The sequence below is a fragment of the Nocardia callitridis genome (genome assembly GCF_039543305.1).
In the GTDB taxonomy this organism is placed as follows: domain Bacteria; phylum Actinomycetota; class Actinomycetes; order Mycobacteriales; family Mycobacteriaceae; genus Nocardia; species Nocardia callitridis.
This window is the reverse complement of the sequence record NZ_BAABJM010000003.1, coordinates 243,342-270,054: the sequence shown is the minus strand read 5'-3', so window position 1 is coordinate 270,054 and position 26,713 is coordinate 243,342. Positions and strand designations below refer to the sequence as shown.

Here is a 26,713-nt window from a genome sequence, read left to right as displayed (position 1 = left end):
GGTGAGATTCGCCCCAGCGGTTGGATGTGATCTGCGCCCCCCTGTAAAGTCGGCGATTGACGCAGGTAACCGCCATGATCTCGGCCCAAGGGGAAAGGAAGTCATGTTCTACTGGCTGCTGAAGCACGTGCTACTGGGGCCGTTCATGCACCTCTACAATCGACCGACGGTCGAAGGGGTCGAGAACATTCCGACCGACGGGCCGGCGATCATGGCGGGCAACCACCTCTCCTTCGCGGACTGGTTGTTCGCGCCGCTGCTGAGCCCGCGTCGGATCAACTACCTGGCCAAGGCCGAGTACTTCAATACCCCCGGTTTCAAGGGGCGTTTGCAGAAGTTCTTCTTCAGTGCGACCGGCCAGTACCCGATCGATCGCAGCGGCGCCGACGCCGCCGAGGACGCGCTCAACGCCGCCAAGGGACTGTTGGATCAGGGTCGTCTCCTCGGCCTGTACCCGGAGGGCACCCGCTCCCCCGACGGTCGGCTATACAAGGGCAAGACGGGCTTGGCGCGCGTGGCGTTGCAAACCGGTGTGCCCGTGATCCCGGTCGCGGTGATCGGCACCGACGAAGTGAGCCCGCCAGGACCGTTTCGCTGGCGGCGGCGCAAGGTGACCGTGCGCTTCGGTGCGCCGATCGATTTCTCCCGCTACGAGGGCATGGGCGGTAACCGTTTCGTCGAGCGTTCGGTGACCGACGAGGTGATGTACGTGCTCATGCAGCTCAGTGGCCAAGAGTACGTCGACGTGTACGCCGCCAGCCTGAAGAAGGGCGTGCCGTCCGGCAGCCGTCCCGCCGCCGCATCGGCCCGCGTCATGGACTCCGCCGCCAGCTGACTCTTCCCCGTTGCCGCACCAGAATTTCGTGATTCCGGTGCGGCACAGTTGTTTCCACGGGACGCGAGGCACACCCGAGGCAACGCCGCCGAGCACCCATCCACGGGATCGCCGCTCCGTGCGGCGCGTTCCCCGCTGCGGATCGCGCACCGTCCGTGCGGCCCCGCCGGTAGTCCTCGGTCTCCGTCCCCACCCGGCGAATCGCACCGGCTGACCGACGCGGGTGAGTACGCCGGGTTCGTTGGACGCCGCAGGATCACCCACGACCACGGATCGTCGTCTCGCTTCTCGAATCCGCAGTCACACACCCCTGTTGAACAGCTGATCTGTTGACGCTGTTGGCCACACCGACCGAACCCGTTCACCGCGCGTTGAGGTCGCTGCGCGACCGTGGTCGCCATGACTGGATCGGTGCACGGCCTCGCTCGACGGACCCTGCTGCGCGGCGGCGCGCTCGGACTCGTCGCCGTTCCCGCGCTCGCGGCGTGCGCGTCCGGCGAAGGACCCACGCTGGTACGTGCGCGTCCAACGCTGACCCACGGCGTCGCGGTCGGCGACCCCCGCGCCGACGGTGCGCTGATCTGGGCGCGCGCCGACCGGCCGGCCACCCTGATCGTGGAGACCGCCGCCACCGAATCGTTCACCGACGCACGCCGATTCACCGGCCCCCTGCTCACCCCCGATTCCGACGGGACGGGTCGCCTTCGGGTCAACGGCTTGCCCTCGGGCCAGCAGATCCACTACCGGGTCACCCTCGAAGGCGACGACGGTGCCGCGTCCGAACCCGTCACCGGCGTCTTCCGCACCGCGCCCGCCGCACCGGCGGACATCAAGCTGCACTGGTCGGGCGACGTGGTCGGCCAGGGCTACGGCATCAATCCCGATCTCGGTGGCATGCGGATCTTCGCCACCATGGCCGGACGCGATCCGCACCTGTTCCTGCATTCCGGCGACTCGATCTACGCCGACGGCCCGCTCCAAGAATCGGTGACGCTGCCCGACGGACGGGTATGGCGCAATGTGGTGAGCGAGGCGAAAAGCGCTGTCGCGCAAACCCTCGACCAGTTCCGGGGCAACTACGCCTACAACCTCACCGACCAGAACTACCTGCGGTTCAACAGTTCCGTCGCCCAGGTGGCGCAGTGGGACGACCACGAGACCACCAACAACTGGTATCCCGGCGGCACCGTCGCCGCTTCGAAGGGCTACACCGAGCGCTCGATGGACGTGCTGTCCACCCGTTCCTGGCAGGCGTTTCACGAGTGGATGCCGGTCGAGCCGACCGAGGCGGTCGACGGCAAGATCTATCGCAAGATCTCCTACGGTCCCCTGTTGGACGTGTTCGTGCTCGACATGCGCACCTACAAGGACACCAACGACGCCGACAACGGGCCGACGGGACGGATTTTCGGGCCCGCGCAGACCCGATGGTTGATCGACGGCCTGCGCGATTCGAAGGCCACCTGGAAGATCGTCGCCAACGACCTGCCCCTCGGCGTCGTTGTGCCCGACGGTGACACCGCGCAGGAGGGCCCCGCCAACGGCGACCCTGGCGCGCCGAGGGGCCGCGAGACCGAGATCGCCCAGGTGCTCTCGGCGATCAAGGCCGATCGGGTCCGCGGTGTGGTGTGGCTGACCGCGGACGTGCATTACACCGCCGCCCACCACTATTCGCCCGAGCGCGCGGCGTTCACCGATTTCGACGAGTTCTGGGAGTTCGTCTCCGGCCCACTCAACGCGGGCGCGTTCGGCCCCAACAAGCTCGACGCCACCTTCGGTCCCGAGGCGGTGTTCGTGCACGCGCCACCGGAGCAGAACAGTTCGCCACTGGACGCTTTCCAACATTTCGGTGAGGTCCGCATCGACGGGAAGACCGCCGAATTGACGGTCGATCTGTGTGACGCGAGCGGATCGGTGCTGTTCAGCAAGCGGCTGCCGCCGAGCACTCGATGAGCCGGGCATCGGGGTACTCCGCGCGGGCCCAAGAGTGGTTAGCATTGCTCCCATGAGCACGCCGCATTCTGTCTCCGCCGAAGAATATCTGCCCCGCGACACCGCCGATGTCGTTCGCACGGTACGAGATTCGCGCAGCCGCTCGGAACAGCTCACCGTACGCGGCGGCGAGTTGTACGAAGAGGGATTCGATCTGCCCGCACAGCCCACGGTGGTCTCGCTGCGCCGGATGGATCAGGTGCTCGACATCAACCTCGGCAAGCGCACCGTCCGGGTGCAGGCGGGTGCCAAACTGTCGGAGGTGGACCGGCGCCTTGGTGCGCACGGACTCGGGTTGCCGGTGATCGGCGATCACCGCGACATCACCGCGGGCGGCTTCGCGTCGGTGGGCGGCGTCAGCACGGCCTCGCACAAGCACGGCATGTTCATCGATCAGGTGGTCGATCTGGAGTACGTCGACAACGACGGTCGCATCGGCACCTGTGGACGCGGCCATCACACCGAGCGGTTCCACCGCATTCTGTGCGCGGGCGGACGTGCCGGCATCATCACCGCGCTCACCCTCGATGTGATCGACATCGACAAGGACCACACCTGGCTGAGCACCAACGCCGACCGGTTCCTCGATTTCGACTTGTTCGTCGAGCACGCCTATTCCGAGATCTCCCGGCCGGGCAGCTCCGTGCTCCAGGTGGGTCGGTGGGTCGACACCGCACCGCTGAAGGTGGCGCGGCCGGTCGGCACGGGACATGTCCAACTGGGCACCGTCCGGTTCGGCCAGTGGTCGAGCCTGCACCCCACCGCGCCCAACCGGGCGTTGCGCGCACGACGTGAGGTCGGGTCACGGGCACGGAAATCCTTGGGCGCCATCGCTTCGGCGGCGGGCGGACGCGCGGGCACCCCGGTGCGCAACGCGGCGGCCGGCGCGGTGATGTTCGCGCCGAAGATCCAAACCCTGCGCGACGCCGAGTATCTGGCCGATACGGCGCTCAGTTCCTCCGAACGCGGACCCGCCTACCGGGTGGGTGTGTTCGCGCCGCTGTCGAGCTACGGGTCGGTGTTCTACCGCATGCACGATCTGTTCTCCGCGCATCGCGAACGCACCGGCTGCTTCACGGTGATCTCCGCGATGACCTACGGCGTGCGCTCGCGCTACCTGCGCGCGGAGGCCACCGCACGCGGCCTCGCCGCCGACGACTACGGCCTGATCACCTTCACCTGCCGACTGCGACCCGCCGCGATGCCCTCGGAGCTGTTGCGCGACATCGTCTCGGGCATCGACGAGATCTGCCGCTCGGAGAACGCGATGCGCTACGAGTCGGGCGAGTAGGTCCGAATACCCCGAACAACGTAAGGCGCCCCACCGGATTCCGGTGGGGCGCCTTACGTTGTTCGCTCTCGCCGCGCGCGCTGATCCAGGATCAGCGACGCACTCGGCTCAGTGCTTCTCCGGGCCGAGGTAGTACTCGAACACCAGACCACCCGCGGCGGCGAGCACGCTGATCACGCCCACCGCGATCAGCCACGGCTGGAAGAACGCCAACCCCAACGCGGTGATCGAACCCGCACCCGCGAGCAGGATGGGCCAGAAGCTGCCGGGCGAGAAGAAGCCGAGATCGCCGGTGCCATCGGCGATCTCCGCCTCCTCGTAGTCCTCGGGACGCAGGTCGAGGCGGCGCGCGACGAAACGGAAGTAGGTGCCGATGATCAGCGACAAGCCACCGGTGAGCACCAGGGCGGTCGTACCGGCCCATTCGACGCCCGTGCGTGACATGCCGGTGAAGAAGGCGTACACGATCGCGACGAGGAAGAAGAAGAACGTGAGCAGTTCGAAAATTCGCGCTTCGAGCTTCATGTCAGATCAGTCCTCACTTGCTCTCTGCCGCGGACTTCAGGGTGCGGTCGGTGTTGAACGGCACGGTGGAGGTGGCCACCGGCGACTCACCGATCGCGCTCAGCGCCTCCGCGTTGGTCTTGCCGCTCTTGCGCGCCTCGAGGTAGGTGGTGAACTTCTCCGGCGTCACCGCGCGGACCTCGAAGTTCATCATCGAGTGGTAGGTGCCGCACATCTCGGCGCAACGGCCGACGAACGCGCCTTCCTTCTCGATCTTGCTGATCTGGAAGATGTTCTCCGAGTGGTTTTCCTTCGGGTTGGGCATCACGTCCCGCTTGAACAGGAACTCCGGCACCCAGAAGGCGTGCACCACATCGGCGGCGGCGAGCTGGAACTCGATCGTCTTACCGGTGGGCAACACCAGCACCGGGATCTCACTGCTCGAACCGGTCGTCTCCACCTTGTCGTAGTGCAGGTAGGACAGGATGTCGTTGGCCGGCTTGCCGTGCACGGGACCCGGCTGCGGGTGACCGTCCTTGGTCAGCTCCTTGTACTCCTCGAGCTGACCTGCGTTGGCGTCCTCGCGGGTGGTGTCGATGCCGTTGTACTTCGGCGTGCCGTCCTTGAGGTCGACATCGCGGTAACCGAACTTCCAGTTCCACTGGAACGCGGTCACATCGACCGTGACGTCGGGATCGGGTACCCGCTCGTGCACGTAGTTCTGCACGACGACGGTGAAGTAGAACAGCACCGCGATGATAAGGAACGGAGCGACCGTGAGGCCGAGCTCCAGCGGCACGTTGTAGGCGGTCTGCCTCGGGAACTCCGGCGAATCGGCCTTCTTGCGGTGGAAGGCGACGGTCCAGAACGTCATGCCCCAGACCACAACGCCGAGCACCAGTGCGGCGATCACCGACCAGGTCCACAACTCCCGCATGCGGGTGGCCTGCGGGGTGATACCCGACGGCCAGCCGAACCGCAGCCAAACATTGTCGATCGAGCAGCCCGAGACGAGCATCGCGGTGATCCCCAAGGACACCGCCAGCCCGGCCCGCCGAAGGATCCGGCCCTGCCGACCCCGAATGGGTCGTGCCCCGATCTCTTCGCTCGCCTTGTGCGCCACGCTCACGCCTTCCTGGTCGCCACACATTCCGACAGCGCATCCGCGAGCTGCGACCGCCCGCCGATACGTTCCAAGCACGTTTCCGACCTCCCCCGGTCATGCGCGCCTTCGCACGCGACCACCTGAGAACGGTCTGAGTACTACGCAGCGTAGACCAAACGAGCCATCTGTTCCGCGTTGGGTCGGCTTCGACACTCGCGACATCGCCCAATTGCTCGGGCGCAGACCACGAAACCGCATCGAGCGCCTGCGGGCGCAACGCGAATCCTCGACGTACGGCATACTCGGACAGCAGATTTCCCTTCGCCGCGCGCCGGGTCGGTTGCGTGGGTCATTCATCCCGTTGCGGGCGATTGCCCCGACCAAGAAAAGAGGTTGCCGACGCCGTGTGTGGACTGCTCGGATTCCTGGCATCTGATGTGGCGACACCGGCCACGTCCGACTACGAGACCGTGGTGACCCAGGTATACGACGCGCTGCACTGTGCGCGCCACCGAGGGCCGGACGAGCGTGGCACCTGGCACGACGATCACCTCGTCTTCGGCTTCAACCGCCTGTCGATCATCGACATCGAGCACTCCCACCAGCCGTTGCGGTGGGGTCCCGCCGAGAATCGTGAGCGCTACGCATTGGCGTTCAACGGCGAGATCTACAACTACCTCGAACTGCGCGCCGACCTCGCCGAGACGCACGCCGCGGAATTCCCCGAGGGCGAGATGTTCGCCACCGAGGGCGACGGCGAGGCGATCGTCGCGGCCTACCACTACTGGGGACCCGACGCGGTGCGCCGGCTGCGCGGCATGTTCGCCTTCGCGATCTGGGACACCGAGACCAACGAACTGTTCCTCGCCCGTGACCCGTTCGGCATCAAGCCACTGTTTTTGGCTACCGGCCCGCACGGCACCGCGTTCGGCAGCGAGAAGAAGAGCCTGCTGGAACTGCTGCCAACGCTCGGCCTGGACGACGACCTCGATCCTCGCGCGGTCGAGCACTACACGGTGTTGCAGTACGTGCCGGAACCCGAGACGCTGCACAAGAACATCCAGCGGCTGGAGTCCGGCAGCTTCGCGACGGTGCAGCCGGGCTCGACCCCGAGGATCAAGCGGTACTTCACCCCAGGATTCGCGGTCCGCCCCTTCGCCGAAGGCACCGAGGACGCGCGCTACCGCGAGATCGCGGAGGCGCTGGAGGATTCGGTCGCCAAGCACATGCGCGCCGACGTCACGGTCGGGTCGTTCCTGTCCGGTGGCATCGACTCCACCGCCATCGCGGCGCTGGCGATGCGCCACAACCCGAACCTGATCACCTTCACCAGTTGCTTCGAACGCGAGGGCTATTCCGAGGCGGACGTGGCAGCCGAGACCGCGAAGGCGATCGGGGCACGCCACATCATCAAGACCGTCTCCCCCACCGAATTCGCCGAGGCTCTTCCCGAAATCGTGTGGTACCTGGACGATCCGGTGGCCGATCCCGCGTTGGTCCCGCTGTACTTCGTCGCCAAGGAAGCACGCAAGCACGTCAAGGTGGTGCTGTCGGGCGAAGGCGCCGACGAACTGTTCGGCGGGTACACCATCTATCGCGAACCGTTGTCGCTGGCTCCGTTCGAGCGTCTGCCGCGCGGACTGCGCAAGCTGGCGGGAGCGCTGTCGAACCGCATTCCCGAGGGCACCCGGGGCAAGAGCCTGCTGCATCGCGGCTCCTTGTCGCTGGAGGAGCGCTACTACGGCAACGCGCGCAGCTTCAACGACGCCCAATTGCGTGCGGTACTGCGCGAATTCCGGCCCGAATGGACCCATCAGGACGTCACCGCGCCGATCTACGCGCAGTCGCGCGACCTCGACCCCGTCGCGCGCATGCAGCACCTCGACCTGTTCACCTGGCTGCGCGGCGACATCCTCGTCAAGGCCGACAAGATGACGATGGCCAACTCGCTGGAACTGCGGGTCCCGTTCCTCGACAGCGAGGTCATGCGGGTGGCCGGAGGTATCCCGCTGGAACAGAAGATCACCAAGGACACCACCAAGTACGCGCTGCGCCAAGCCTTGGAAGGCATCGTGCCCGGCCATGTCCTGCACCGCGCCAAGCTCGGTTTCCCCGTCCCGCTGCGCCACTGGCTGCGCGGCACCGAGCTCTACGACTGGGCCCAGCAGCAGGTCGCCGAATCACAGACCGACCATCTGTTGGACAAGGCGGCGATCAGCGACATGCTCGTCGCCCACCGCACCGGCACCTCCGATCACAGCCGACGGCTGTGGACCGTGCTGGTGTTCATGATCTGGCACGGCATCTTCGTCGAGGATCGAATCAAGCCGCAGATCCAGGAACCCACGTACCCGGTCTCCCTGTAGCGCTCGACCTGACGCGATCGGGGCACCCACCGAAACCTCGGTGGGTGCCCCGATCGCTCTGTCATTCGATTACAGCAGCGGCTTGATCTCCGCCGCCGCGTCCGCGCCGTATGCCGCGGCCAGACGCTCCAACGCGGTCTCGGAGTTCAGCGTCCACTCCTGGGTTCCCATGGTCTCCAGCACGAGCACCGCGACCAATGAGCCCAGCTGCGCCGAACGCTCCAGGCTCAGGCCACCGGTGTGCGCGGTGAGGAAACCGGCACGGAACGCGTCACCCACGCCGGTGGGCTCCACCTTCTCGGTCTCTGGAACCACGCCGACCTCGAGCCGGTTGCCGTCGGCGTCGACGACGAGCACGCCGTTCGCGCCGAGCGTCGTCACCCGGATACCGACCCGATTGGCGACCTCGTCCTCGCTCAATCCGGTCTTCTGCAGCAGCAGCGCCCACTCGTACTCGTTGGTGAAAAGGTATGCGGCGCCGTCGATCAGCTGCATCGCCTGGTCGCCGTCGAGCAAGGCGAGCTGCTGAGAAGGATCGGCGGCGAACGGAATGCCGAGCGCGCGACACTCGGCGGTGTGGCGCAACATGGCCTCGGGATCGTTGGCGCCGACCAAGACCAGATCGATCGAGTGCGATTCGGCGAGCGCACCGATACCGATATCGCGGGCCTCGCTCATCGCACCGGGGTAGAACGACGCGATCTGCGCCATGTCGTCATCGGTGGTGCACACGAACCGTGCGGTGTGCGCGCGCTCGGAGACCAACACCCCCGAGGCATCGACGCCGTGGGATTCCAACCACGCACGGTATTCGGCGAAGTCGGCGCCCACGGCACCGACCAACAGGGGCTCGCGATTGAGCAGACCCATCGCGTAGGCGATGTTGCCGGCAACGCCGCCACGCCGGATCTGCAGGTCGTCGACCAGGAAGCTCAGCGACACATGGTCGAGCTGGTCGGCCAGCAGCGCGTCGGCGAACCGCCCGGGGAAACGCATGAGATGGTCGGTCGCGATAGACGCGGAAACAGCGATAGACACGTGGCAGAGCCCTTCGACAAATAGGCCAAGTAGGCGGCAGGAGGGGGACCGAGACAGCGTATGCCCCGATCTCACCGTATCAAGATCCGCCGACTTCTTGTCACGCCGACCAAGTGCGACAACCGATCTCACAAAGCAGCTGTGGATCGGTTGTCGCGGGTCCTACGCGGGGATTTCCGTCTGCGCCCCGCGAAAAGAAAGACTCAGTTGAAGGAGTCGCCGCAGGCGCAGGAGCCGCCCGCGTTCGGGTTGTCGATGGTGAAGCCCTGCTTCTCGATGGTGTCGACGAAGTCGATCGAGGCACCCTGCACGTAGGGGGCGCTCATCCGGTCGACGGCCAGGCTGACGCCTTCGAAGTCGACGGTCAGGTCGCCGTCGAGCGAACGATCGTCGAAGAAGAGCTGGTAGCGCAGCCCGGCACAACCACCCGGCTGTACCGCGATACGCAGGGCAAGGTCGTCGCGACCCTCCTGGTCCAGCAGCGCCTTCGCCTTGCTGGCGGCAGCGTCGGTCAGCGTCACACCATGGGCGACGGTGGTGTCGTTCTGCACAGTCATGAACTCTCCTCGAAGAACCTGGTGGGCGATCCGTAACAGCGCACGGGTCACGGTGGTCAACGCCACGCGTCGGTCTGCTATTCCTATCTTGCCACTCGACCCCGCGTCGGGGGTACACGGCCTCCTCCGCTCGGCCGACCTCACCCAGCCTACGCGCCATCACCCAGCGACAATGCCGCGAATCGGACCTCGTTTCGTGCGGCGCGGGCCATCGAATAGCCTGGTCACTGTGAAATTGTTCCGTCGCGGCGAGTCCAGCAACACCGACGTTTCCGCCGAGGAGACGGCGGTGACCGACGGCGATTCGGCTGTCGACCCCGTCGCCTACACCGCGGGTAAGGGCCGTCCGACCCCGAAACGCCGTGACGCGCAAGGCAAACGGCGCGGACCGGTGGCCCCCGCCCCGCTCACCAACAAGGAAGCGCGCGCTCGAAGGAAGGCGACGGCAGGCAGCAAAGTCGACCGCAAGGAAGCCTCGGCGCAGCGCAGGGCCGCTTCCCAGGACCGTCGCGCGCGCATGCTCGCCGGTGAGGACAAGTACCTACTGCCCCGCGACAAGGGTCCGGTGCGCGCCTACGTCCGCGACATCGTCGACGGTCGGCGCAACCTGGTCGGGCTGTTCATGCCGATGGCGTTGCTGCTGATCCTGTCGATGTTCGTGGCACCCGCCCTGCAAACGATCGTCACCCTGGTGATGTTGGTGATGCTGGTGTTCATGATGGCCGAGGGCGTGCTGCTCGGCCGGATCGTGAACAACCGGGTCAGGGAGCGCTACCCCGACAGCGCCGACGGCGGCTTCAAGCTCGGCTGGTACGCCTTCGTCCGCGCCTCCCAGATCCGCAAGATGCGCGCACCGAAGCCGAGGGTCGGCCCCGGCGACGCGATCTGACTTACCGATGGTCGCGGCCGTGGCTGTCGATGGCGGCGATCTCGGCGCGCACACGCTCGGTGTCGCGATCGAGGAGGTCCCATGATCCGGCCCTGGCTATCAGGTCCCACGTCGTCGAATTGGCGGTGATCCTGGCGATCAGAACCGCGAGGCCGACGATGACTACGAGGGCGATAAGAAAACTCAGCATGGCAGTAATTTTGCGTGCCAGTATTATCCGCCGACAGTGGCTGGACTGACGACAGTCATCAATATTCAGCCAGTAGACTGGTGGCCATGCTGTCCAAGGTCGCCGTCGTATTGTCCGAGCAGACGGCGATGTTCGAGTTCGGCGTCCTGTGCGAAGTCTTCGGCCTCGATCGATCCTCGGATGGCTTGCCCCGCTTCGACTTCTGGGTGTGCGGCGCCGATCCGGGCAAGCCACTGCAACCCATGACTCCCGGCATCACCTTGACCCCCGAGTACGGTCTCGATCAGCTCGACGAAGCCGACCTGGTCACCATTCCCGCCGCCGCCTACGGCGCGGAATTCGACCCGCGCGTCGTCGCGGCCGTCCGTACCGCCTTCGACCGGGGCGCCACCGTGCTCACCGTCTGCTCGGGCGCGTTTCTCGCCGGAGCCGCCGGACTGCTCGACGGCCGCAAATGCACGACGCACTGGCGCCATGTCGCCGAACTGGCGGCCAGGCATCCGAACGCCACCGTCGACCCCGATGTGCTGTTCGTCGACGAAGGCAATCTGATCACCAGCGCGGGCACCGCCGCGGGCATCGATGCCTGCCTGCACCTGGTGCGCAGAGAACTGGGCAGCGGTGTCGCCAATGCCATCGCCCGCCGCATGGTGGTGCCGCCCCAACGCGACGGCGGTCAACGACAGTTCATCGAACGCCCGATCGTGGCCTGCACCTCCGACAGCCTCATCCCGACGCTGGAGTGGATGAACGAGCACCTCGACCTGCCGCACACCGTCGAAGACCTCGCCGCCCGCTCGAACATGTCCACCCGTACCTTCGCCCGCCGCTTCGCCGCCGAAACCGGAACCACCCCCGTGAAGTGGCTGACCAACCAACGCATCTTGCTCACCAAACACCTCTTGGAAGACACCGACCTCGGCCTCGAACAAGTCGCCACGCGTTCCGGTTTCAGCTCCGGCGCCCTCCTGCGCCACCACTTCCAACGCCACGTAGGCATAGCCCCCATCGAATACCGCCGCCGCTTCGGCACCCAAGAACCCGCCCAGCAACTCACCACACCCCCACTCACGTAAGTCACCCAGCAGCACCCCAATGATGCGGTGGGCAAGAGCCGAGACCACCAGCCCACACACCAACCCCAAAACCCACCACTTGATACCGTGCGCTCGTGCCAACCCCCCGCCCACCCCGCACCCTCGTCCTCGGCGGCGCCCGCTCGGGTAAGTCGGACTACGCCGAGCAGTTGGCCACCGCCGCGAAAGGCGCCGTCCACTACCTCGCCACCGCGATCCCCGACCCCGCCGATACCGACTTCGCCGACCGCATCGCCCAGCATCGCCGACGCCGCCCCGCCGCGTGGCAGGTCATCGAAAGCGCCGACCCCGCAACGGTTCTGCGCGAACTCGCCGACCGGGACGCCGACACCACCACCCTGCTCGACGACATCGGCACGTGGCTGACCGCACGCATCGACGCCCGCTCCGCGTGGGAGGCACCGCGCGGCACGATCACCCCCGACGCCGACTCACTGGTCGACGCGGTCGCGAACTTCCCGCATCGACTGGTGATCGTGAGCCCCGAGGTCGGAATGGGCGTCGTTCCGGCGACCAGGGCGGGCCGCTTGTTCCGTGACGAGATCGGCGTGGTGAACCAGCGGCTGGCGCAAGCGTGCGACGAGGCATTCCTGATCGTGGCGGGACTGGCCCTGCGACTGAGATAGCCACGCGGAGTTCGGCCTACGCCGCGATTACCGGTCGTCGGGCAGCGCCACGGCGACGAGCGACCTCGACGCTGCCATCCTTCGACGCGGCCATCCCTCGACTCCGACCACTGGTGTCCGGCGATGTTTCCGCCGGTGTCCGGCGATGCTGCCGCGCGCGGACAAAGACACGGGGTGCCCGCTGCCCGCGACACCGCTCACCGCCTCGACGCGGTCACCGCTCGCTCACTCCACCGGCGGTCGACCGCCCCAATCTTGGTGTCGCCCATGGTAGGTGCCGGTGTGTCGCCCGCGAAACCCGTCGTTGTCGGCAGCGATGCCACCCTCGCGCACCGCGCGGTCGGGTTCGGATCCGACCGCAATGGCAGTATTGAGCGGCACAGTGGCGGTGCAGGACATGGTGCCGGTCGGTACGCGGGAGATGGAGAGGGTCGACAAGTGACACACGGATTCGGACCGGTGACTCCCCCGGACTCGGGGTCGCGCGCCGAGGCGCAGCAGCGCCAGGCCCGGTTGACGAAACCCGGTGGCGCACTGGGACGTTTGGAGCAGCTGGGGAACTGGGTCGCGGCCTGCCAGGGCGTGTGCCCGCCCCGACAATTCGAACGGGCCAGGGTGGTGGTGTTCGCCGGTGACCACGGTGTCGCCCAGCAGGGCGTGTCGGCGTATCCGAGCGAGGTGACCGCGCAGATGGTCACGAACTTCCTCGGCGGTGGCGCCGCAGTGAACGCCTTGGCCACGGTGGCGGGCGCGACCGTGCGGGTCGCGGACATCGCGGTGGACGCCGATATCGACGACCCGAATGTCACCGCGCACAAGGTGCGTCGCGCCAGCGGACCCATCGACCGCGCCGACGCGTTGAGCGCCGAGGAGGTCACCGCCGCACTGAACGCGGGTCGCGCCTTGGCCGACGAGGAGATCGACGCGGGCGCCGACCTGCTGATCGCGGGCGATATGGGGATCGGCAACACCACCCCGGCGACCGCGCTGATCGCCACCCTCACCGGCACCGAGCCGGTCGCGGCGGTGGGTCGCGGCACCGGCGTGGACGACGCGGGGTGGATGCGCAAGGTCGCCGCCATCCGTGACGCCATGCGCAGGGCGCGCCCGGTGGTCAAGGACCCGGTCGAGTTGCTGCGGGTGGCCGGTGGCGCGGATTTCGCCGCCATCGCCGCCTTCCTCGCCCAAGCCGCCACCCGGCGCACCCCGGTGATCCTGGATGGTGTGGTAGTCACCGCGGCCGCGTTGCTCGCCGAAGATCTCGCCGAGGGCGCGAGCGCGTGGTGGATCGCGGGACACCGTTCCAGCGAGCCCGCGCACACCTTGGCGTTGCGACAGCTGCGCCTGGAACCGTTGGTGGAGTTGGACATGCGCCTCGGTGAGGGTTCCGGCGCCCTGGTCGCCCTGCCGTTGCTGCGCGCTGCGGTCGCGACGCTCGCGCAGATGTCGACCTTCGAGGAAGCGGGGGTCACCACGACCGACGCCGACACCGCGACGAACACCGCCTTCGAGGCGACGGACCCGGCGAGCAGTACCCCGGATCTGCGCAAGTGAGCCAACGACCGTGCTGACCGGACTGCGACTGGCGCTGTCGTGGTTGACGGTACTGCCGGTCGGTGGCCCCGAATCGGTCGACCGGCCCGCCGCCGCGAGGGCCATCGCCTGCGCACCGGTGGTGGGCGGTGTGCTCGGCGGCATGGCGGCAGCGGCGTTGTGGGCGCTGACCGCGGCGGGAGCGAGCGCGCCACTGTCCGGACTGCTCGTCGTCGCGATCGTGGCGCTGCTGACCAGGGGCATGCACCTGGACGGTCTCGCCGACACCATGGACGGTCTCGGCACCTACGGGTCGCCGCAGCGTGCGCGCGAGGTGATGAAACGCGGGGATGTCGGACCGTTCGGGGTCACGGCCCTTGTCTTCGCTATCGGTGTCCAGGCGTTCGCGTTCACACAGCTCGCGCAGGAGGACCGGTGGCTTGCGGTCGTCGTCGCGGTGGCTCTCGGCAGGGTCGCGGTGGTCTTGGCCTGCCGTCTGGGCATCGATGCCGCGCCGGAGTCGGGGTTCGGCAGCTTGGTCGCGGGCACGCAGCGGGTCGGCACCTACGCGGGGTGGTCGGTGCTGATCGTGATCGTCTCGGTGTTCGCCCTGCCCGAGGCGCGTTGGCTCGGCCCGGTCGCGGTAGCCGTGACGTTGGCCTTTTCGGTGCTGCTCGTGCGGCATTGCGTGCGCAGGTTCGGCGGCCTGTCCGGCGATGTGCTCGGTGCGGTGGTCGAGATCTCGGTCGCGCTGGTCGCGGTCGGGCTCTGCTTCGGCGCGTAGGGCGCCACGGGGGCGAGTCCGGCACGACCGTGTCACTGTCGGCACCGGATGTTGGGCTGCCGCAATCGCTTCGGCGACGGTCGCAGACCGACGGCATGGGCGCCGCACCCCGGTGTCGAATATCGGACCAGGCATTATCTTTTCCGGGTCTTTCGGAGGGTGCCGCGATCATCGATCCAGCTCCCGGCCGGTCGGTTATCGGATTCATGCTCCGACGCTGGAAATATCGCCGACCGCGCCGCGCGCCGCCTATGGGAAAGGCAATAAGCTGGACGGTATGTCTTCTGAGCGCCTCTACTTTCGCCAGCTGTTATCTGGCCGCGACTACGCCGTTGGCGACCCCATCGCGACACAGATGCGCAACTTCGCCTACCTCATCGGCGACCGGGAGACCGGGGAATGCTTGGTGGTCGATCCCGCGTACGCGGCCAGCGACATCGTCGAGATCGCCGCGGGCGACGGCCTGCGGCTGACCGGGGTGCTCGCCACCCACCACCACCCCGACCATGTCGGCGGAACGATGATGGGTTTCACCCTGCGCGGCGTCGCGGAGATCCTCGAAAAGGCTAGTGTCCCAGTGCATGTCAATGCCCAGGAGCTGTCGTGGGCGGCGAACGTCACCGGCATCGCGCCGAGCGAGTTCGCCGGACACGAACATGGTGACAAGGTCAGCGTCGGCGTTTTCGAGCTCGAGTTGCTGCACACCCCCGGCCACACCCCCGGCAGTCAGTGCTTCTTGTTCGAGGACCGGCTCATCGCGGGCGACACGTTATTCGTCGACGGTTGCGGACGCACCGACTTTCCGGGAGGCAATTCCGAGGATATGTTCCGCAGTCTGCGCAATCTTTCCGAATTGTCCGGCGATCCGGTCGTTTACCCCGGTCACTGGTACTCGCAAGAACCGAGTGCTCCGCTCTCGGATATCCGCGACAATAATTACGTGATGCGCCCGAAAACGCTCGATCAGTGGCAAGCACTCATGCCGGGCTGAGTTGCCGAGGCGGCGTTTTCCGGCCGGGCCGCGCGCTCGGAGCACGGCCGGTACGCCGCGTACGATTCACATGCCGCGCATCCACCCGTGGATGTCGGCGAAGGTCCCACGCTGGATGCCGGTCAGGGTGTCGCGCAACGCCAGGGTGACCTCGCCGGGTTCGCCGCCACCGATAGCGAATTCGCCATCGGGTCCTGCGACCCAGCCGACCGGCGTGATCACGGCCGCGGTGCCACACGCGAAAACCTCGGTGATTTCCCCGGATTCGGCGCCCTTGCGCCACTCCTCCACACTCACCTTGCGCTGTTCGACGGAGTAGCCGGAGTCCGCGGCCAGCGTGAGCAGCGAATCACGGGTGATGCCTGGCAGCAACGACCCGGACAGCGACGGGGTAACCAGACGCGCCTCGGAGCCACTACCGAAGACGAAGAACAGGTTGTTGGTGCCCATTTCCTCGACGTAGCGACGCTCGATGGCGTCCAACCACACCACCTGGTCACAACCCTGCTCGGTGGCTTCCTGCTGCGCGAGCAGCGACGACGCGTAGTTGCCCGCGACCTTGGCTTCGCCGGTTCCGCCCGGCGCCGCGCGCACGTATTCGGTGGACAACCACACCCGCACCGGCTTCACGCCGCGCGGGAAGTAGGCACCGGCGGGCGAACCGAGCAGCAGATACTTGTAGGCGGCGGCGGGCTTCACACCGAGACCCGCCTCGGTGGCGAACATGAACGGACGTAGGTAGAGCGAGTCCTCACCGCCCGCGGCGGGCACCCAGTCGCGGTCGACCTCGAGCAGTTGTCGCACGGACTCGATGAACAGCTCGTCCGGCAGCTCCTGCATCGCCAGTCGACGCGAGGACTTGCGGAAACGCTCGGCGTTGGCGTCGATACGGAAAGTGGAGACACCACCGTCGGGCTGTCGGTAAGCCTTCAGTCCCTCGAAGATCGCCTGACCATAGTGAAAGACCATGGTCGCGGGATCCAACGGGAGCGGCCCGTACGGTTCGACCTGCGCGTTGGTCCACGCACCGTCGCGGTAGTCGATCGAGACCATGTGGTCGGTGAAGTACCGGCCGAAACCGGGAGCCGCCAGTATTTCTTGTCGCCGCAGCGCCGGAGCGGGCGCGGGGTGCGGAATACGAGAGAACTGTGCGGCAACGGTCATCCCTCGATCTTATCCGGGCGTTTTCGGAGGTTTTGCGTGCCCCGTGCACAGTCACCGTCAGCGGGTCCGCACGGTCGAGTACATCGCCGTCGTCGGTCGCCGCACCAGGTGGACGGGCTCGACCGTTGCGCGGCGCGGCGGATCGGAGATCGCCGGACCATTCTCGGCATTCATCGACCGGTTTCGATCCCACGACTGCGGGAAGTGCGAGGACAGCCACGGCGACAGCTCGGTGCGTGCGATCGCACCCTGCCAGCTCGGACCACCACTCGAGAGAGGACGTATCCGCTATGCGCATCGACGTACACGCGCACTATTGGACCGACGACTACCTCGACCGGCTGGTCGAGCTCGGCAAGACCGACACCGACACCCAGCGCGGAATGGGCGCGGGCGACGGCAAGGAACTCGAGGCCCGCTCCGCGCTGATGGACAGGGCAGGTGTCGACATGCAGATACTGTCGGCGAGCCCGCAGCTGCCCTACGGCGATGACCGGCAACGGGCGGCCGACACCGCACGCTTCGTCAACGACCAGTACGCCTCGGTGGTGCGGAAATACCCCGACCGCTTCGCCGCCTTCGCGGCCACCCCGATGCCGCACGTGCAGGACTCCATCGCGGAGTTGGGACGGGCGCTGGACGAACTGGGCATGATCGGGGTCACGATGAACACCCACGTGTTCGGGCGCGCACTGGTGGATCCGGAGTTCGCACCGATCTTCGACGAGCTGGACCGTCGCGGCACGATCCTGTACCTGCACCCGGCAGGGGCGAACGCCTGCTCTGCGCTGATCGGCGAGCACCACCTGACCTGGATGGTGGGCGCGCCGATCGAGGACACCATCTCGATCATGCAGTTGATCACCAACGGTATCCCCAGCCGTTATCCGAACATCAAGATCCTGAACTCGCATCTGGGCGGTGCGATGCCGATGTTGTTGCAGCGCGCGGACAATCAGGTCGGCTGGGAAGCCCCCGATACCCCGGAGAAGCCGAGCGACGCCGCACGACGCATGTGGTACGACACCGTCGGCCACGGACATGTGCCCGCACTGCGCGCCGCGATCGATTCCTTCGGTGCGGATCGTTTGCTGCTCGGCACCGATTTCCCATACGAGGACGGCGACATCTACGTGCGCGCCGTGGACTACATCAACGATCCGGCGATCGACCCCGCCGACGCGACATCGATCCTGGAAACCAACGCGCAGGCATTCCTCGGAATCGGCTGACCTACTTGGTGTTGGGCTCGACGAACGGCGGCCGCAGGACCTCGCAACGGAGGCGGCGGCCGCGCACGTCCACCTCGACCTCGGCACCCGGCTCGATGCCCGCTTCGGTATCGAACAATGCCAGCGCGATGCCGACCTTCAACGTGGGCGAGAAGGTCCCGGAGGTCGTCTCCCCCACCGATACGTCACCGCGCAGCACCGTCTGTCCCTGACGCAGCACACCTCGGTCGATCGCCTTGATTCCCAGCAGGGTCCGGCGTGGACCCGCCGACTTCTCTTGCGTCAGTGCGGCTTTGCCGCCGAATTCCGGCTTCTTCCACCCCACCGCCCAACCACAGCGCGCCTGCACCGGCGAGATGTCCAACGACAGTTCGTGGCCGTGTAGCGGGTACCCCATCTCGGTGCGCAGGGTGTCGCGCGCACCGAGTCCGGCGACCTGACCGTCGGCGGCACGCACCCGCGCGAGCAGCGCACGGAAAAGGGGTTCGGCGTCGTCCCAGCGTGGCAGCAGTTCGTATCCTTGTTCCCCGGTGTATCCGCTGCGGCACACCCGCACCGGACGCCCCTCCCATTCCGCGTCGACGTAGGCCATGTATTCCGATTCGGTCGGTAGGCCGAGCGCGGTGAGTACTTCCGCGCAACGCGGTCCCTGCACCGCGAAAACGCCGTACTCGCGGTGTTCGTCGGTCACGGTGATTGCTTCGGGCGCCAACTCACGCAGTCGCGCGACCACCGACGCGGTGTTGGCCGCGTTGGGTACGAGGAAGATCTCGTCGTCGGCCACGTAGTAGGCGATCAGGTCGTCGACGACCCCGCCCTGGTCGGTGCACAGCATCGTGTACTGCGCCTTGCCGGGTCGGATCCGGCCGAGATCGTTGGTCAGTACCGAATTCACGAAGTCGGCGGCGCCCTGCCCGCGCACGGTCGCCTTGCCGAGGTGACTCACGTCGAACAGCCCGACCGCGTTGCGCACCGCCTCGTGTTCACCGACGGTTCCGGCGTAGGAGACGGGCATCTCCCAGCCGCCGAACGGCGCGAAGCTCGCGCCGAGCTCGGTGTGGACGGCATGGATCGGTCCCTGCGACAGGTTCGAGGCGCTCACCCGGCGAGCTTATCCGGCGCACCCGACAGGTTCGGAACAACCGTGTGCGCACCCGCACCCACCGAGCTCGCTGCCACGCGAATCCTCTTGCCTACCAAGATATGACGGGGTTACGGACGAAACCACATGGGAATCAGCGTCGGCCCGTTGTCCGGCAACGGGTGGGTGGTCCCGGTGCGCACGAATCCGCGACTGGTGTACAGCCGCGCCGAACGTTCGGTGCTCGCCTCCAGGTACGCGGGCACCCCTTGCGCCGAGGATGCCGCGAGCCGGTCGGCGAGCACCGCACCACCGGCACCCTGGCCACGATGTTCGGGCACGGTGACGATCACCTCGAGATAGTTGTGCGGAAACTCCCTCGGATGGGTCCGCAGCAGCACATCGCTCGCCTCCGCGATCCGCCGCAGCGGTCGCGAGTTCGGTGCGGCCTCCGCCCACCGGCGCGCCTTCGCGACCTCGACCTCCAATCGGCGCAAGGAGGTCAGGTACTGCCACACCGAGATCGCCCAGATTTCCTGTCCTACCCCCGCGACCCACACCTCGTCTTCTCGCAGCGCGGTGTCGACGCGATCCTGCGCATAGCTCGAGTCGAGGTAGATGTTCTCGGAGCGGTCCTCGAGCACCCAGGCGGTCACCGCCTCGTCCAGGTTCGCGACCTCGAAGGCCGCGACGACCGCCGCCCGATCCTCGCTTCCCGCGCGGCGCACGGTCATCGGCGCATTCATTCCGCAGACTCCTCTCGGTCCTCACGTTCGACCCTCACGTTCGACCCTCACGTTCGACACTGACGCACCGGCGATTCGATCGTATGCGGCACCGGACACCGAAACGACCAGCGACGACGGGGTGTCCGGCGGCGTCACGATGCGGCGCCGCCGAGCGACCGCATAATCTGTCGCCATGACCGCTGCTGCAGATCGCTCGCTCGGACCGGAGCTGACACGAACCAAGACCATCGACGCCGAATTCGACGTGCTCGTCATCGCCACCACGTCCTCGAACGATTCCGAGACGGGGCCGGCGATCGTGCCCGAGGACCTGTTCACCGATGTGCTCGACGCCGAGGTGCGCACGCGACTTCTGGAGCAGCTGCGCGCGGTCGGCGCCAAGGGCAAGGCCGAAGAACTGGTCAGGATCGCGGCCCCTGCCGCGCTGGGTGTCCGCAGCGTGCTCGCGGTGGGTCTTGGTGCGGCCGACGCCGTCGACGCCGAGCAGATCCGCAGGTCGGCGGGTGTGGCCGCGCGTTCACTCGTCGGCACCGACAGCGTGGTGACCACCTTGTCGGGCCTCGACCTCGGTGCCGCCGCCGAAGGTTTCTACCTCGGCGCCTACTCGTTCACGGCGTTCAAGTCGAGCAAGTCCGCGCCCAAGCCCGACGAGGGCCCGTTGGCGAAGGTCGCGCTGCTGGTTCCCGACTCCGATTTCGATGAAGCGGAACTGACCAGGGCGCGACTGGTCGCCGAAGCCGTCGCTACCGCACGCGATTTCGTGAACACCCCACCGAGCCACCTGTTCCCCGCCGAATTCGCGGACCGGGCACAGGTACTGGCCGAAGGCGCCGGGCTCACCGTCGAGGTACTCGACGAAAAGGCCCTCGAAGCGGGAGGTTACGGCGGCATCATCGGCGTCGGTAAGGGTTCTTCGCGCCCACCGCGCCTGATCAGGATCAGCTACGACGGCGGCCCGAAGAAGGTCGCACTGGTCGGCAAGGGCGTCACGTTCGACACCGGCGGCATCTCGATCAAGCCCGCCGCCAATATGGAGAACATGACCTCCGACATGGGTGGCGCCGCGGCGGTCATCGCGACCACGCTGGTGGCCGCGCGCCTCGGACTGCCGGTGTCGGTCACCGCGACGGTACCGATGGCCGAGAACATGCCGTCGGCGACCGCGCAGCGCCCTGGCGATGTGCTCACCCAGTACGGCGGCACCACCGTCGAGGTACTCAACACCGATGCCGAGGGCCGACTGATCCTGGCCGACGCGATCGTGCGCGCCGGCGAGGACGAACCCGACTACCTCATAGATGTCGCCACGTTGACCGGTGCGCAGATGGTCGCGCTCGGCACCCGCACGCCCGGCGTGCTCGGCACCGAGGACTTCCGCGACCGGGTCGCGCGGATCTCCCGCTCGGTCGGCGAGAACGGTTGGGCCATGCCGTTTCCCGCGGAACTGCGCGCGGATCTCAATTCGAAGATCGCCGACCTCGCGAATGTCGCACCACATCGCTACGGCGGCATGCTCTCGGCGGGACTGTTCCTGAAGGAGTTCGTGCCCGAGGGCGTGCAGTGGGCGCACCTGGATGTGGCGGGACCGGCCTACAACACCGGCGGCCCGTTCGGATACATCCCGAAGGGTGGTACCGGCGTACCGGTTCGCACGCTGATCTCGGTCATCGAGGACATCGCCGCGCAATAACCGACGCCGCATTCGCACCGTTCGGGGCCGCGCCTCGGACGGTGCGGAACAGTCGGGTCGAGCACCGATGGCCGCAGCCGAGCCGCGTCACGGGACTACAGGTCGCGCAGTTCGTCTTCGAACGAGCGACGCCGCGCGATGCGCTGACGCGCGTCGTGGTCACGCATCCGTTGCGGGTAGCCGGTTTTGCCCACGTCGTACACCGGGATCCGCAGATCGCCCGCGAGCCGCCGCGCGCCGCGCTCGCCGACGATGCGGCGAGTCCACTCACCATCAGCGGCAACAAGCACCACCGTGACATCGGTCACGGTGGTCTTGGGCTCGACGTAGCCTTCGACACCGGTGTGCGTGCGCACCCACTCGGCGAGATAGCGCGCATCCTCGTTTTCGACGAAACCCGCACGTAAACCACTACCGACACGGGTCGCGCCGCTGCGAAATCTCTTCAACAAACTCAACGACGCCGACCTCCTTTCCTGCACCGGAGCACCTTCGACGCCGGTCATTCCATACTGCCAGGTGCATAGAGTTCCCCGCCCTGTGCTTCACGCCGACGCGACGAGTGCAAGGATGGATACCGGTACAAGAACCACACGGATCTCCGGTGCCGCGCACAATGATCGGTGGCTTTCGGACTATCGCCGCCAACCGCGGTGACGGTCCGCCGGAAGATCAACTGTTGTAGAACCCCGTCGAGCAGTCAGAGGAGTCAACTGACATGGCCTTCTCCGTCCAGATGCCCGCTCTTGGTGAGAGCGTCACCGAGGGAACGGTGACCAGGTGGCTGAAACAGGAAGGAGACACGGTCGAGGTCGACGAGCCGCTGCTCGAGGTCTCCACCGACAAGGTCGACACCGAGATCCCGTCCCCCCAGGCGGGCGTGCTGTCGAAGATTGTCGCCCAGGAAGATGATGTGGTCGAGGTCGGTGGCGAGCTCGGTGTGATCAGCGATCAGGGTGAGGCGCCCGCGCCCGCCGCCGCACCGGCACCGGAGGCTCAGCAGGCCCCCGCCGCCGAAGCGCCCGCGCCGGAACCCGCCCCTGCCGCACAGGAACCTGCTCCTGCCGCACCGGCACCCGCGCCCGCCGCGCAGCCCGCACAGGCTGCCGAAGGTACTTCGGTGAAGATGCCGGAGCTCGGCGAATCGGTCACCGAGGGCACCGTCACACGCTGGCTCAAGGCCGTCGGTGACGAGGTCGCCGTCGACGAGCCGCTGCTCGAGGTCTCCACCGACAAGGTCGACACCGAGATCCCTTCGCCGGTCGCGGGCACGTTGCTCGAGATCAGCGCCCAGGAAGACGATGTCATCGAGGTCGGCGGCCAGCTCGGCGTGATCGGCAGCGGCTCCCCCGCCGCACCCGCACCCGCACCGGCACCGGCACCGGCGCCCGCGCCCGAACCGGCTCCCGCGCCGACCCCGGCACCTGCCCCGGCAGCCCCGGCACCAGCAGCGGCGGCCCCGGCACCTGCTCCCGCAGCTCCCGCTCCGGCACCGGCCAACCAAGGTTCGGCCAGCTCGTCCAACGGTGGCGCCACCCCGTATGTCACCCCGCTGGTGCGAAAGCTGGCCGACGAGAACGGTGTCGACCTCTCCGCGCTCACCGGTTCCGGTGTCGGCGGACGCATCCGTAAGCAGGACGTGCTCGCCGCCGCGGACGCCAAGAAGGGTTCGGCTCCCGCCCCGGCGCCCGCCTCCTCCGCACCCGCGGCGAAGGCCCCTGCCGCCGCGGAGTCGCAGTTCGCGCACCTGCGTGGCACCGTGCAGAAGGCCAACCGGATCCGTCAGATCACGGCGACCAAGACGCGGGAGTCGTTGCAGACCACCGCGCAGCTCACCCAGGTCCACGAGGCCGACGTCAGCAAGATCGCCGCGCTGCGCACCCAGGCCAAGGCATCGTTCAAGGACCGCGAGGGCGTCAACCTGACGTTCCTGCCGTTCTTCGCCAAGGCTGTCGTCGAGGCGCTCGGCGTGCACCCGAACGTCAACGCCAGCTACGACGAGTCGAGCAAGGAGATCACCTACCACGCCTCGGTGCACCTCGGCATCGCCGTCGACACCGAGCAGGGTCTGCTGTCTCCGGTGATCCACAACGCCAGCGACCTGTCGCTGGCCGGCCTGGCACGCGCGATCGCCGATATCGCCAACCGCGCGCGTAACGGTGGTCTCAAGCCCGACGAGTTGGCCGGTGGCACCTTCACCATCACCAACATCGGCAGCCAGGGCGCCCTGTTCGACACCCCGATCCTGGTTCCGCCGCAAGCGGCGATGCTCGGCACGGGTGCGATCGTCAAGCGTCCCGTGGTGCTCACCGACGAGAACGGCAACGAGTCCATCGGTGTGCGGTCATTGTCCTACCTTCCGCTCACCTACGACCACCGTCTCATCGACGGCGCCGACGCGGGCCGGTTCCTGACCACCATCAGACACCGGCTCGAAGAAGCCGCTTTCGAGGCCGACCTCGGCCTGTAGGTCGGTCATCGTATGAAGGTCGTGATCGCCGGTTCCTCCGGTTTGATCGGGACGTCGCTCGTCGCGGCACTGCGCCGCGACGGGCACGACGTGGCCCGTCTGGTGCGCCGAAAGGCCGCTGGCCCGGACGAATTCACTTGGAATCCGGCCCGCGCTTCCATCGACGACGGTGCGCTGCGGGGTGCGGACGCGGTCGTGAACCTGTGCGGTGCCGGTCTCGGCAGTCATCGATGGAACGGCACCTACAAGCAGTTGCTGCGCGACAGCAGGATCACCGCCACCGACGTGCTCGCCGACGCGGCCGCGACGGCGGGGGTGCCGGTGCTGATCAATGCCAGCGGCGTGCACATCTACGGCGGTGACACCGGTGATCGCGTCGTCGACGAATCCGCGGGAGTCGGCACCGGTTTCCTCGCCACGCTGTGTCGGGACTGGGAGGCCGCGACCGCGCCCGCCTCGGACGCTGGCGTGCGCACGGTGTTGCTGCGCAGCGCCGTGGTGCTCGCGCGCGGCGGCGGCATGCTCGGCATGTTGCGTCCGCTGTATTCGCTCGGCCTCGGTGGGCGGCTCGGCAACGGCCGCCAGTACACGCCCTGGGTGTCGCTGGACGACGAGATCGGGGCGATCGTCTTCGCGCTCACCCACGACGCGGTGCGCGGTCCGATCAATGCCGTCGGTCCGGCACCGGTGACCAATGCCGAGTTCAACCGTGCGCTCGGGCGCGCGCTGCATCGTCGGGCCCCCTTCGTTGTCCCCGCGTTCGCGTTGCGGCTCGCGGTCGGCGAGTTCGCGCAGGAGGCGATCCTGAGCGGCCCGCGCGCGATTCCCACGGCGTTGGAGAACGCGGGCTACGAATTTCGGCATCCGACGATCGGCGCGGCGCTCACCGCGGCGACCGAACACCGATGACCGACCACAGCACGACCACCGACCGCGCCGTCACCGCTGTTCGGATCCGGGACGCGCGCGCCGACGACCTGCCAGCGATCCTGACGATTCACAACGCGAACATCGCCGAGTCGACCGCGATCTGGGATACCGAGGAAGTCGAGCTCGACGATCGTGTCGCCTGGTTCCGTGATCGGATCGCCGCGGGTCGACCGATCCTGGTCGCCGAGATCGACGGCGCGCTGGCCGGTTACGCCAGCTACGGCCCGTGGCGGCCGAAGTCGGGGTATCGCTTCACGGTGGAGAATTCCGTCTACGTCGACGCCGATTTCCATCGCCGCGGCGTCGCCACCGCCCTGCTCACCGAACTGCTCGCGCACGCGCGCGCGTCCGGAACGGTGCACGCCATGATCGCGGCCATCGAGTCGAGCAATACCGGCTCGATTCAGTTGCATGAGCGGTTCGGCTTCCGCACCGTCGGTGTGCTGCCCGAGGTCGGCCACAAGTTCGGCCACTGGATGGACCTGACGCTCATGCAGCTCACCCTGCCCGTCCAGGTGGACTGAGCCGGTCCGCACTTCTGGTCGCTCACCGGCCCGCATGTGGAGCGTGCGAGCACGCGTCGGTCCCGCGCGCCGCGTCCCCGGATTGTCGGGTCGACACGTCCGCGCGCCCGATCCAGCTGCTCGCCTCGATCAGGGTCCGATGGCGTTCGGCGTGCGATGCGCACGCCCTGACCTCGATCCGCCGGCACGAGTTCCGCGGCACGGGGTACGGCACTCGACTCGATCCGAGAAACCGTCCAGAACAACCTCGCCGCAACCGCTGCGAGCACCGACGCGGCAGGCCATGACCGCCCGCCTGGACAGCATCTCCCGACGCGCGCGGCGTAACGTCGAGCACGTGACCGACACGCGCACAACGCTGTCCGCCCGATTCGATTCGACCCCGATCGTGGTCGAGGATCTCGGACTGATCGAATACACCGCCGCATGGGACCGTCAACGCGAGATCGCCGCGCAGCGGGCCGAGGGCCTCGGCGCCGATCGGCTGCTGTTGCTGGAGCATCCTTCGGTGTTCACCGCGGGTCGCAGGACCGCCGCCGAGGACATGCCGGTCGACGGCACACCGGTGGTCGAGGTCGACCGCGGCGGCAAGATCACCTGGCATGGTCCCGGCCAGCTCGTCGGCTACCCGATCATTCGGCTGGCCGAACCGGTCGACGTGGTCGCGTATGTCCGTCGGCTGGAGGAAGCGCTGATCACGGTGTGCACCGATCTCGGGTTGCATTGTGGTCGGGTGGAGGGCCGTTCCGGCGTGTGGCTGCCCGCCACCGAGGTGCTCGAAGAACGCAAGATCGCCGCGATCGGTGTCCGGGTGCAGCGCGGGGTCGCCTTGCACGGCATCTCACTGAATTGCAATTCGACGATGGACGGCTTCGACGCGATCGTCCCGTGCGGACTGCGCGACGTGGGCGTGACCAGCCTGTCGCGCGAGCTGGGCCGTGAGGTGACCGTCGCGCAGGTACGTCCCGCGGTGGCCGAGGCGATCGGGCGCGCGCTCGACGGCGAACTTCCGGTCACCGTGCACGATATCGCCCATGTCACACCCACAGGTGGGGCGTCGGCCGCCCGGTGAACT

The 26,713-nt window shown here is 67.4% G+C and carries 25 protein-coding genes; 16 read left to right on the top strand and 9 right to left on the bottom strand.

What is annotated here, in order from left to right; genetic code table 11:
- Positions 1-103: 103 nt before the first annotated feature.
- The 3 genes from ABEA50_RS18915 to ABEA50_RS18905 all read left to right on the top strand — a co-directional run bounded on the left by ABEA50_RS18915 (position 104) and on the right by ABEA50_RS18905 (position 4,118).
- A complete protein-coding gene (locus ABEA50_RS18915; RefSeq protein WP_345496879.1) occupies positions 104-835 on the top strand; it encodes a lysophospholipid acyltransferase family protein in 732 nt (243 codons plus the stop codon).
- Positions 836-1,246: 411 nt separating this feature from the next.
- Positions 1,247-2,788 carry an alkaline phosphatase D family protein gene (locus ABEA50_RS18910; RefSeq protein WP_425577671.1) on the top strand — a complete coding sequence of 514 codons (1,542 nt, stop codon included), beginning with the start codon at positions 1,247-1,249 and terminating at the stop codon, positions 2,786-2,788.
- Between the two features lie 52 nt (positions 2,789-2,840).
- On the top strand, positions 2,841-4,118 hold the full coding sequence (locus ABEA50_RS18905) for an FAD-binding protein (protein WP_345496877.1): 1,278 nt from the start codon (positions 2,841-2,843) through the stop codon (positions 4,116-4,118).
- A gap of 108 nt (positions 4,119-4,226) precedes the next feature.
- On the opposite strand, the gene ABEA50_RS18900 is transcribed toward ABEA50_RS18905, so the two are convergent.
- The gene (locus ABEA50_RS18900; protein WP_345496876.1) at positions 4,227-4,643 is read right to left on the bottom strand and encodes a cytochrome c oxidase subunit 4; all 417 of its coding nucleotides are present in this window, start codon (positions 4,641-4,643) and stop codon (positions 4,227-4,229) included.
- Positions 4,644-4,656: 13 nt separating this feature from the next.
- Positions 4,657-5,706, bottom strand: a complete 1,050-nt coding sequence (gene ctaC / locus ABEA50_RS18895; protein ID WP_345497145.1) for an aa3-type cytochrome oxidase subunit II — start codon at positions 5,704-5,706, stop codon at positions 4,657-4,659.
- A gap of 425 nt (positions 5,707-6,131) precedes the next feature.
- Between ctaC and asnB the strand changes: the two genes are divergently transcribed.
- Positions 6,132-8,093: an asparagine synthase (glutamine-hydrolyzing) gene (gene asnB, locus ABEA50_RS18890; RefSeq protein WP_345496875.1), complete on the top strand. Its 1,962-nt coding sequence runs from the start codon at positions 6,132-6,134 to the stop codon at positions 8,091-8,093.
- Positions 8,094-8,162: 69 nt separating this feature from the next.
- On the opposite strand, the gene ABEA50_RS18885 is transcribed toward asnB, so the two are convergent.
- Both ABEA50_RS18885 and ABEA50_RS18880 read right to left on the bottom strand, forming a co-directional pair.
- Positions 8,163-9,131: a carbohydrate kinase family protein gene (locus tag ABEA50_RS18885; RefSeq protein ID WP_345496874.1), complete on the bottom strand. Its 969-nt coding sequence runs from the start codon at positions 9,129-9,131 to the stop codon at positions 8,163-8,165.
- A gap of 203 nt (positions 9,132-9,334) precedes the next feature.
- Positions 9,335-9,688 carry a HesB/IscA family protein gene (locus ABEA50_RS18880; RefSeq protein WP_345496873.1) on the bottom strand — a complete coding sequence of 118 codons (354 nt, stop codon included), beginning with the start codon at positions 9,686-9,688 and terminating at the stop codon, positions 9,335-9,337.
- A gap of 229 nt (positions 9,689-9,917) precedes the next feature.
- Between ABEA50_RS18880 and ABEA50_RS18875 the strand changes: the two genes are divergently transcribed.
- Positions 9,918-10,577, top strand: a complete 660-nt coding sequence (locus ABEA50_RS18875) for a DUF3043 domain-containing protein (RefSeq protein WP_345496872.1) — start codon at positions 9,918-9,920, stop codon at positions 10,575-10,577.
- Between the two features lies 1 nt (position 10,578).
- Here the strand turns inward: ABEA50_RS18875 and ABEA50_RS18870 are convergent, their stop codons facing one another.
- The gene (locus tag ABEA50_RS18870) at positions 10,579-10,767 is read right to left on the bottom strand and encodes a hypothetical protein (protein ID WP_345496871.1); all 189 of its coding nucleotides are present in this window, start codon (positions 10,765-10,767) and stop codon (positions 10,579-10,581) included.
- Positions 10,768-10,853: 86 nt separating this feature from the next.
- On the opposite strand from ABEA50_RS18870, the gene ABEA50_RS18865 reads away from it, so the two are divergent.
- From ABEA50_RS18865 to ABEA50_RS18845, 5 genes are all read left to right on the top strand, one after another.
- A complete protein-coding gene (locus tag ABEA50_RS18865; RefSeq protein WP_345496870.1) occupies positions 10,854-11,843 on the top strand; it encodes a helix-turn-helix domain-containing protein in 990 nt (329 codons plus the stop codon).
- A 95-nt stretch (positions 11,844-11,938) separates the two neighbouring features.
- The gene (cobU, locus tag ABEA50_RS18860) at positions 11,939-12,490 is read left to right on the top strand and encodes a bifunctional adenosylcobinamide kinase/adenosylcobinamide-phosphate guanylyltransferase (protein WP_345496869.1); all 552 of its coding nucleotides are present in this window, start codon (positions 11,939-11,941) and stop codon (positions 12,488-12,490) included.
- Between the two features lie 438 nt (positions 12,491-12,928).
- Positions 12,929-14,044, top strand: a complete 1,116-nt coding sequence (cobT, locus tag ABEA50_RS18855) for a nicotinate-nucleotide--dimethylbenzimidazole phosphoribosyltransferase (protein ID WP_345496868.1) — start codon at positions 12,929-12,931, stop codon at positions 14,042-14,044.
- 13 nt (positions 14,045-14,057) lie between these two features.
- Positions 14,058-14,807 (top strand): adenosylcobinamide-GDP ribazoletransferase, encoded by a 750-nt coding sequence (locus ABEA50_RS18850; RefSeq protein WP_345497144.1) that lies wholly within the window; start codon positions 14,058-14,060, stop codon positions 14,805-14,807.
- Positions 14,808-15,084: 277 nt separating this feature from the next.
- Complete coding sequence (locus tag ABEA50_RS18845) at positions 15,085-15,798, top strand: MBL fold metallo-hydrolase (protein ID WP_345496867.1); 714 nt, start codon at positions 15,085-15,087, stop codon at positions 15,796-15,798.
- Between the two features lie 66 nt (positions 15,799-15,864).
- Here the strand turns inward: ABEA50_RS18845 and ABEA50_RS18840 are convergent, their stop codons facing one another.
- On the bottom strand, positions 15,865-16,962 hold the full coding sequence (locus ABEA50_RS18840) for a branched-chain amino acid aminotransferase (protein WP_345496866.1): 1,098 nt from the start codon (positions 16,960-16,962) through the stop codon (positions 15,865-15,867).
- Positions 16,963-17,252: 290 nt separating this feature from the next.
- On the opposite strand from ABEA50_RS18840, the gene ABEA50_RS18835 reads away from it, so the two are divergent.
- Complete coding sequence (locus tag ABEA50_RS18835) at positions 17,253-18,194, top strand: amidohydrolase family protein (RefSeq protein WP_345496865.1); 942 nt, start codon at positions 17,253-17,255, stop codon at positions 18,192-18,194.
- A 1-nt stretch (position 18,195) separates the two neighbouring features.
- Here ABEA50_RS18835 and gcvT read toward each other — a convergent pair whose 3' ends face one another.
- Positions 18,196-19,296: a glycine cleavage system aminomethyltransferase GcvT gene (gcvT, locus tag ABEA50_RS18830; protein ID WP_345496864.1), complete on the bottom strand. Its 1,101-nt coding sequence runs from the start codon at positions 19,294-19,296 to the stop codon at positions 18,196-18,198.
- 110 nt (positions 19,297-19,406) lie between these two features.
- Positions 19,407-20,021 (bottom strand): GNAT family N-acetyltransferase, encoded by a 615-nt coding sequence (locus ABEA50_RS18825; RefSeq protein WP_345496863.1) that lies wholly within the window; start codon positions 20,019-20,021, stop codon positions 19,407-19,409.
- A gap of 175 nt (positions 20,022-20,196) precedes the next feature.
- On the opposite strand from ABEA50_RS18825, the gene ABEA50_RS18820 reads away from it, so the two are divergent.
- The gene (locus ABEA50_RS18820; protein ID WP_345496862.1) at positions 20,197-21,714 is read left to right on the top strand and encodes a leucyl aminopeptidase; all 1,518 of its coding nucleotides are present in this window, start codon (positions 20,197-20,199) and stop codon (positions 21,712-21,714) included.
- A gap of 95 nt (positions 21,715-21,809) precedes the next feature.
- Here the strand turns inward: ABEA50_RS18820 and ABEA50_RS18815 are convergent, their stop codons facing one another.
- Positions 21,810-22,172 carry an oxidoreductase gene (locus ABEA50_RS18815; protein ID WP_345496861.1) on the bottom strand — a complete coding sequence of 121 codons (363 nt, stop codon included), beginning with the start codon at positions 22,170-22,172 and terminating at the stop codon, positions 21,810-21,812.
- A gap of 260 nt (positions 22,173-22,432) precedes the next feature.
- Here ABEA50_RS18815 and sucB point away from each other — a divergent pair, with 260 nt between their 5' ends.
- The 4 genes from sucB (at position 22,433) to lipB (ending at position 26,710) form a co-directional block, all read left to right on the top strand.
- On the top strand, positions 22,433-24,184 hold the full coding sequence (sucB, locus tag ABEA50_RS18810) for a 2-oxoglutarate dehydrogenase, E2 component, dihydrolipoamide succinyltransferase (protein ID WP_345496860.1): 1,752 nt from the start codon (positions 22,433-22,435) through the stop codon (positions 24,182-24,184).
- A 12-nt stretch (positions 24,185-24,196) separates the two neighbouring features.
- Positions 24,197-25,093: a TIGR01777 family oxidoreductase gene (locus ABEA50_RS18805; RefSeq protein ID WP_345496859.1), complete on the top strand. Its 897-nt coding sequence runs from the start codon at positions 24,197-24,199 to the stop codon at positions 25,091-25,093.
- Complete coding sequence (locus ABEA50_RS18800; protein WP_345496858.1) at positions 25,090-25,638, top strand: GNAT family N-acetyltransferase; 549 nt, start codon at positions 25,090-25,092, stop codon at positions 25,636-25,638. Before ABEA50_RS18805 ends, ABEA50_RS18800 begins: the two co-directional genes overlap by 4 nt.
- Before the next feature lie 337 nt (positions 25,639-25,975).
- The gene (gene lipB, locus ABEA50_RS18795) at positions 25,976-26,710 is read left to right on the top strand and encodes a lipoyl(octanoyl) transferase LipB (protein WP_345496857.1); all 735 of its coding nucleotides are present in this window, start codon (positions 25,976-25,978) and stop codon (positions 26,708-26,710) included.
- Positions 26,711-26,713 lie beyond the last annotated feature (3 nt).

What these genes read in the sequence shown, in the direction of transcription:
- ABEA50_RS18915 (WP_345496879.1), top strand. Translation starts at nt 104, where the DNA reads ATGTTCTACTGGCTGCTGAAGCACGTGCTACTGGGGCCGTTCATGCAC.
- ABEA50_RS18905 (WP_345496877.1), top strand. Translation starts at nt 2,841, where the DNA reads ATGAGCACGCCGCATTCTGTCTCCGCCGAAGAATATCTGCCCCGCGAC.
- ABEA50_RS18900 (WP_345496876.1), bottom strand. Translation starts at nt 4,643, where the DNA reads ATGAAGCTCGAAGCGCGAATTTTCGAACTGCTCACGTTCTTCTTCTTC.
- ABEA50_RS18880 (WP_345496873.1), bottom strand. Translation starts at nt 9,688, where the DNA reads ATGACTGTGCAGAACGACACCACCGTCGCCCATGGTGTGACGCTGACC.
- ABEA50_RS18870 (WP_345496871.1), bottom strand. Translation starts at nt 10,767, where the DNA reads ATGCTGAGTTTTCTTATCGCCCTCGTAGTCATCGTCGGCCTCGCGGTT.
- ABEA50_RS18865 (WP_345496870.1), top strand. Translation starts at nt 10,854, where the DNA reads ATGCTGTCCAAGGTCGCCGTCGTATTGTCCGAGCAGACGGCGATGTTC.
- ABEA50_RS18845 (WP_345496867.1), top strand. Translation starts at nt 15,085, where the DNA reads ATGTCTTCTGAGCGCCTCTACTTTCGCCAGCTGTTATCTGGCCGCGAC.
- ABEA50_RS18840 (WP_345496866.1), bottom strand. Translation starts at nt 16,962, where the DNA reads ATGACCGTTGCCGCACAGTTCTCTCGTATTCCGCACCCCGCGCCCGCT.
- ABEA50_RS18835 (WP_345496865.1), top strand. Translation starts at nt 17,253, where the DNA reads ATGCGCATCGACGTACACGCGCACTATTGGACCGACGACTACCTCGAC.
- ABEA50_RS18825 (WP_345496863.1), bottom strand. Translation starts at nt 20,021, where the DNA reads ATGAATGCGCCGATGACCGTGCGCCGCGCGGGAAGCGAGGATCGGGCG.
- ABEA50_RS18820 (WP_345496862.1), top strand. Translation starts at nt 20,197, where the DNA reads ATGACCGCTGCTGCAGATCGCTCGCTCGGACCGGAGCTGACACGAACC.
- sucB (WP_345496860.1), top strand. Translation starts at nt 22,433, where the DNA reads ATGGCCTTCTCCGTCCAGATGCCCGCTCTTGGTGAGAGCGTCACCGAG.
- ABEA50_RS18805 (WP_345496859.1), top strand. Translation starts at nt 24,197, where the DNA reads ATGAAGGTCGTGATCGCCGGTTCCTCCGGTTTGATCGGGACGTCGCTC.
- ABEA50_RS18800 (WP_345496858.1), top strand. Translation starts at nt 25,090, where the DNA reads ATGACCGACCACAGCACGACCACCGACCGCGCCGTCACCGCTGTTCGG.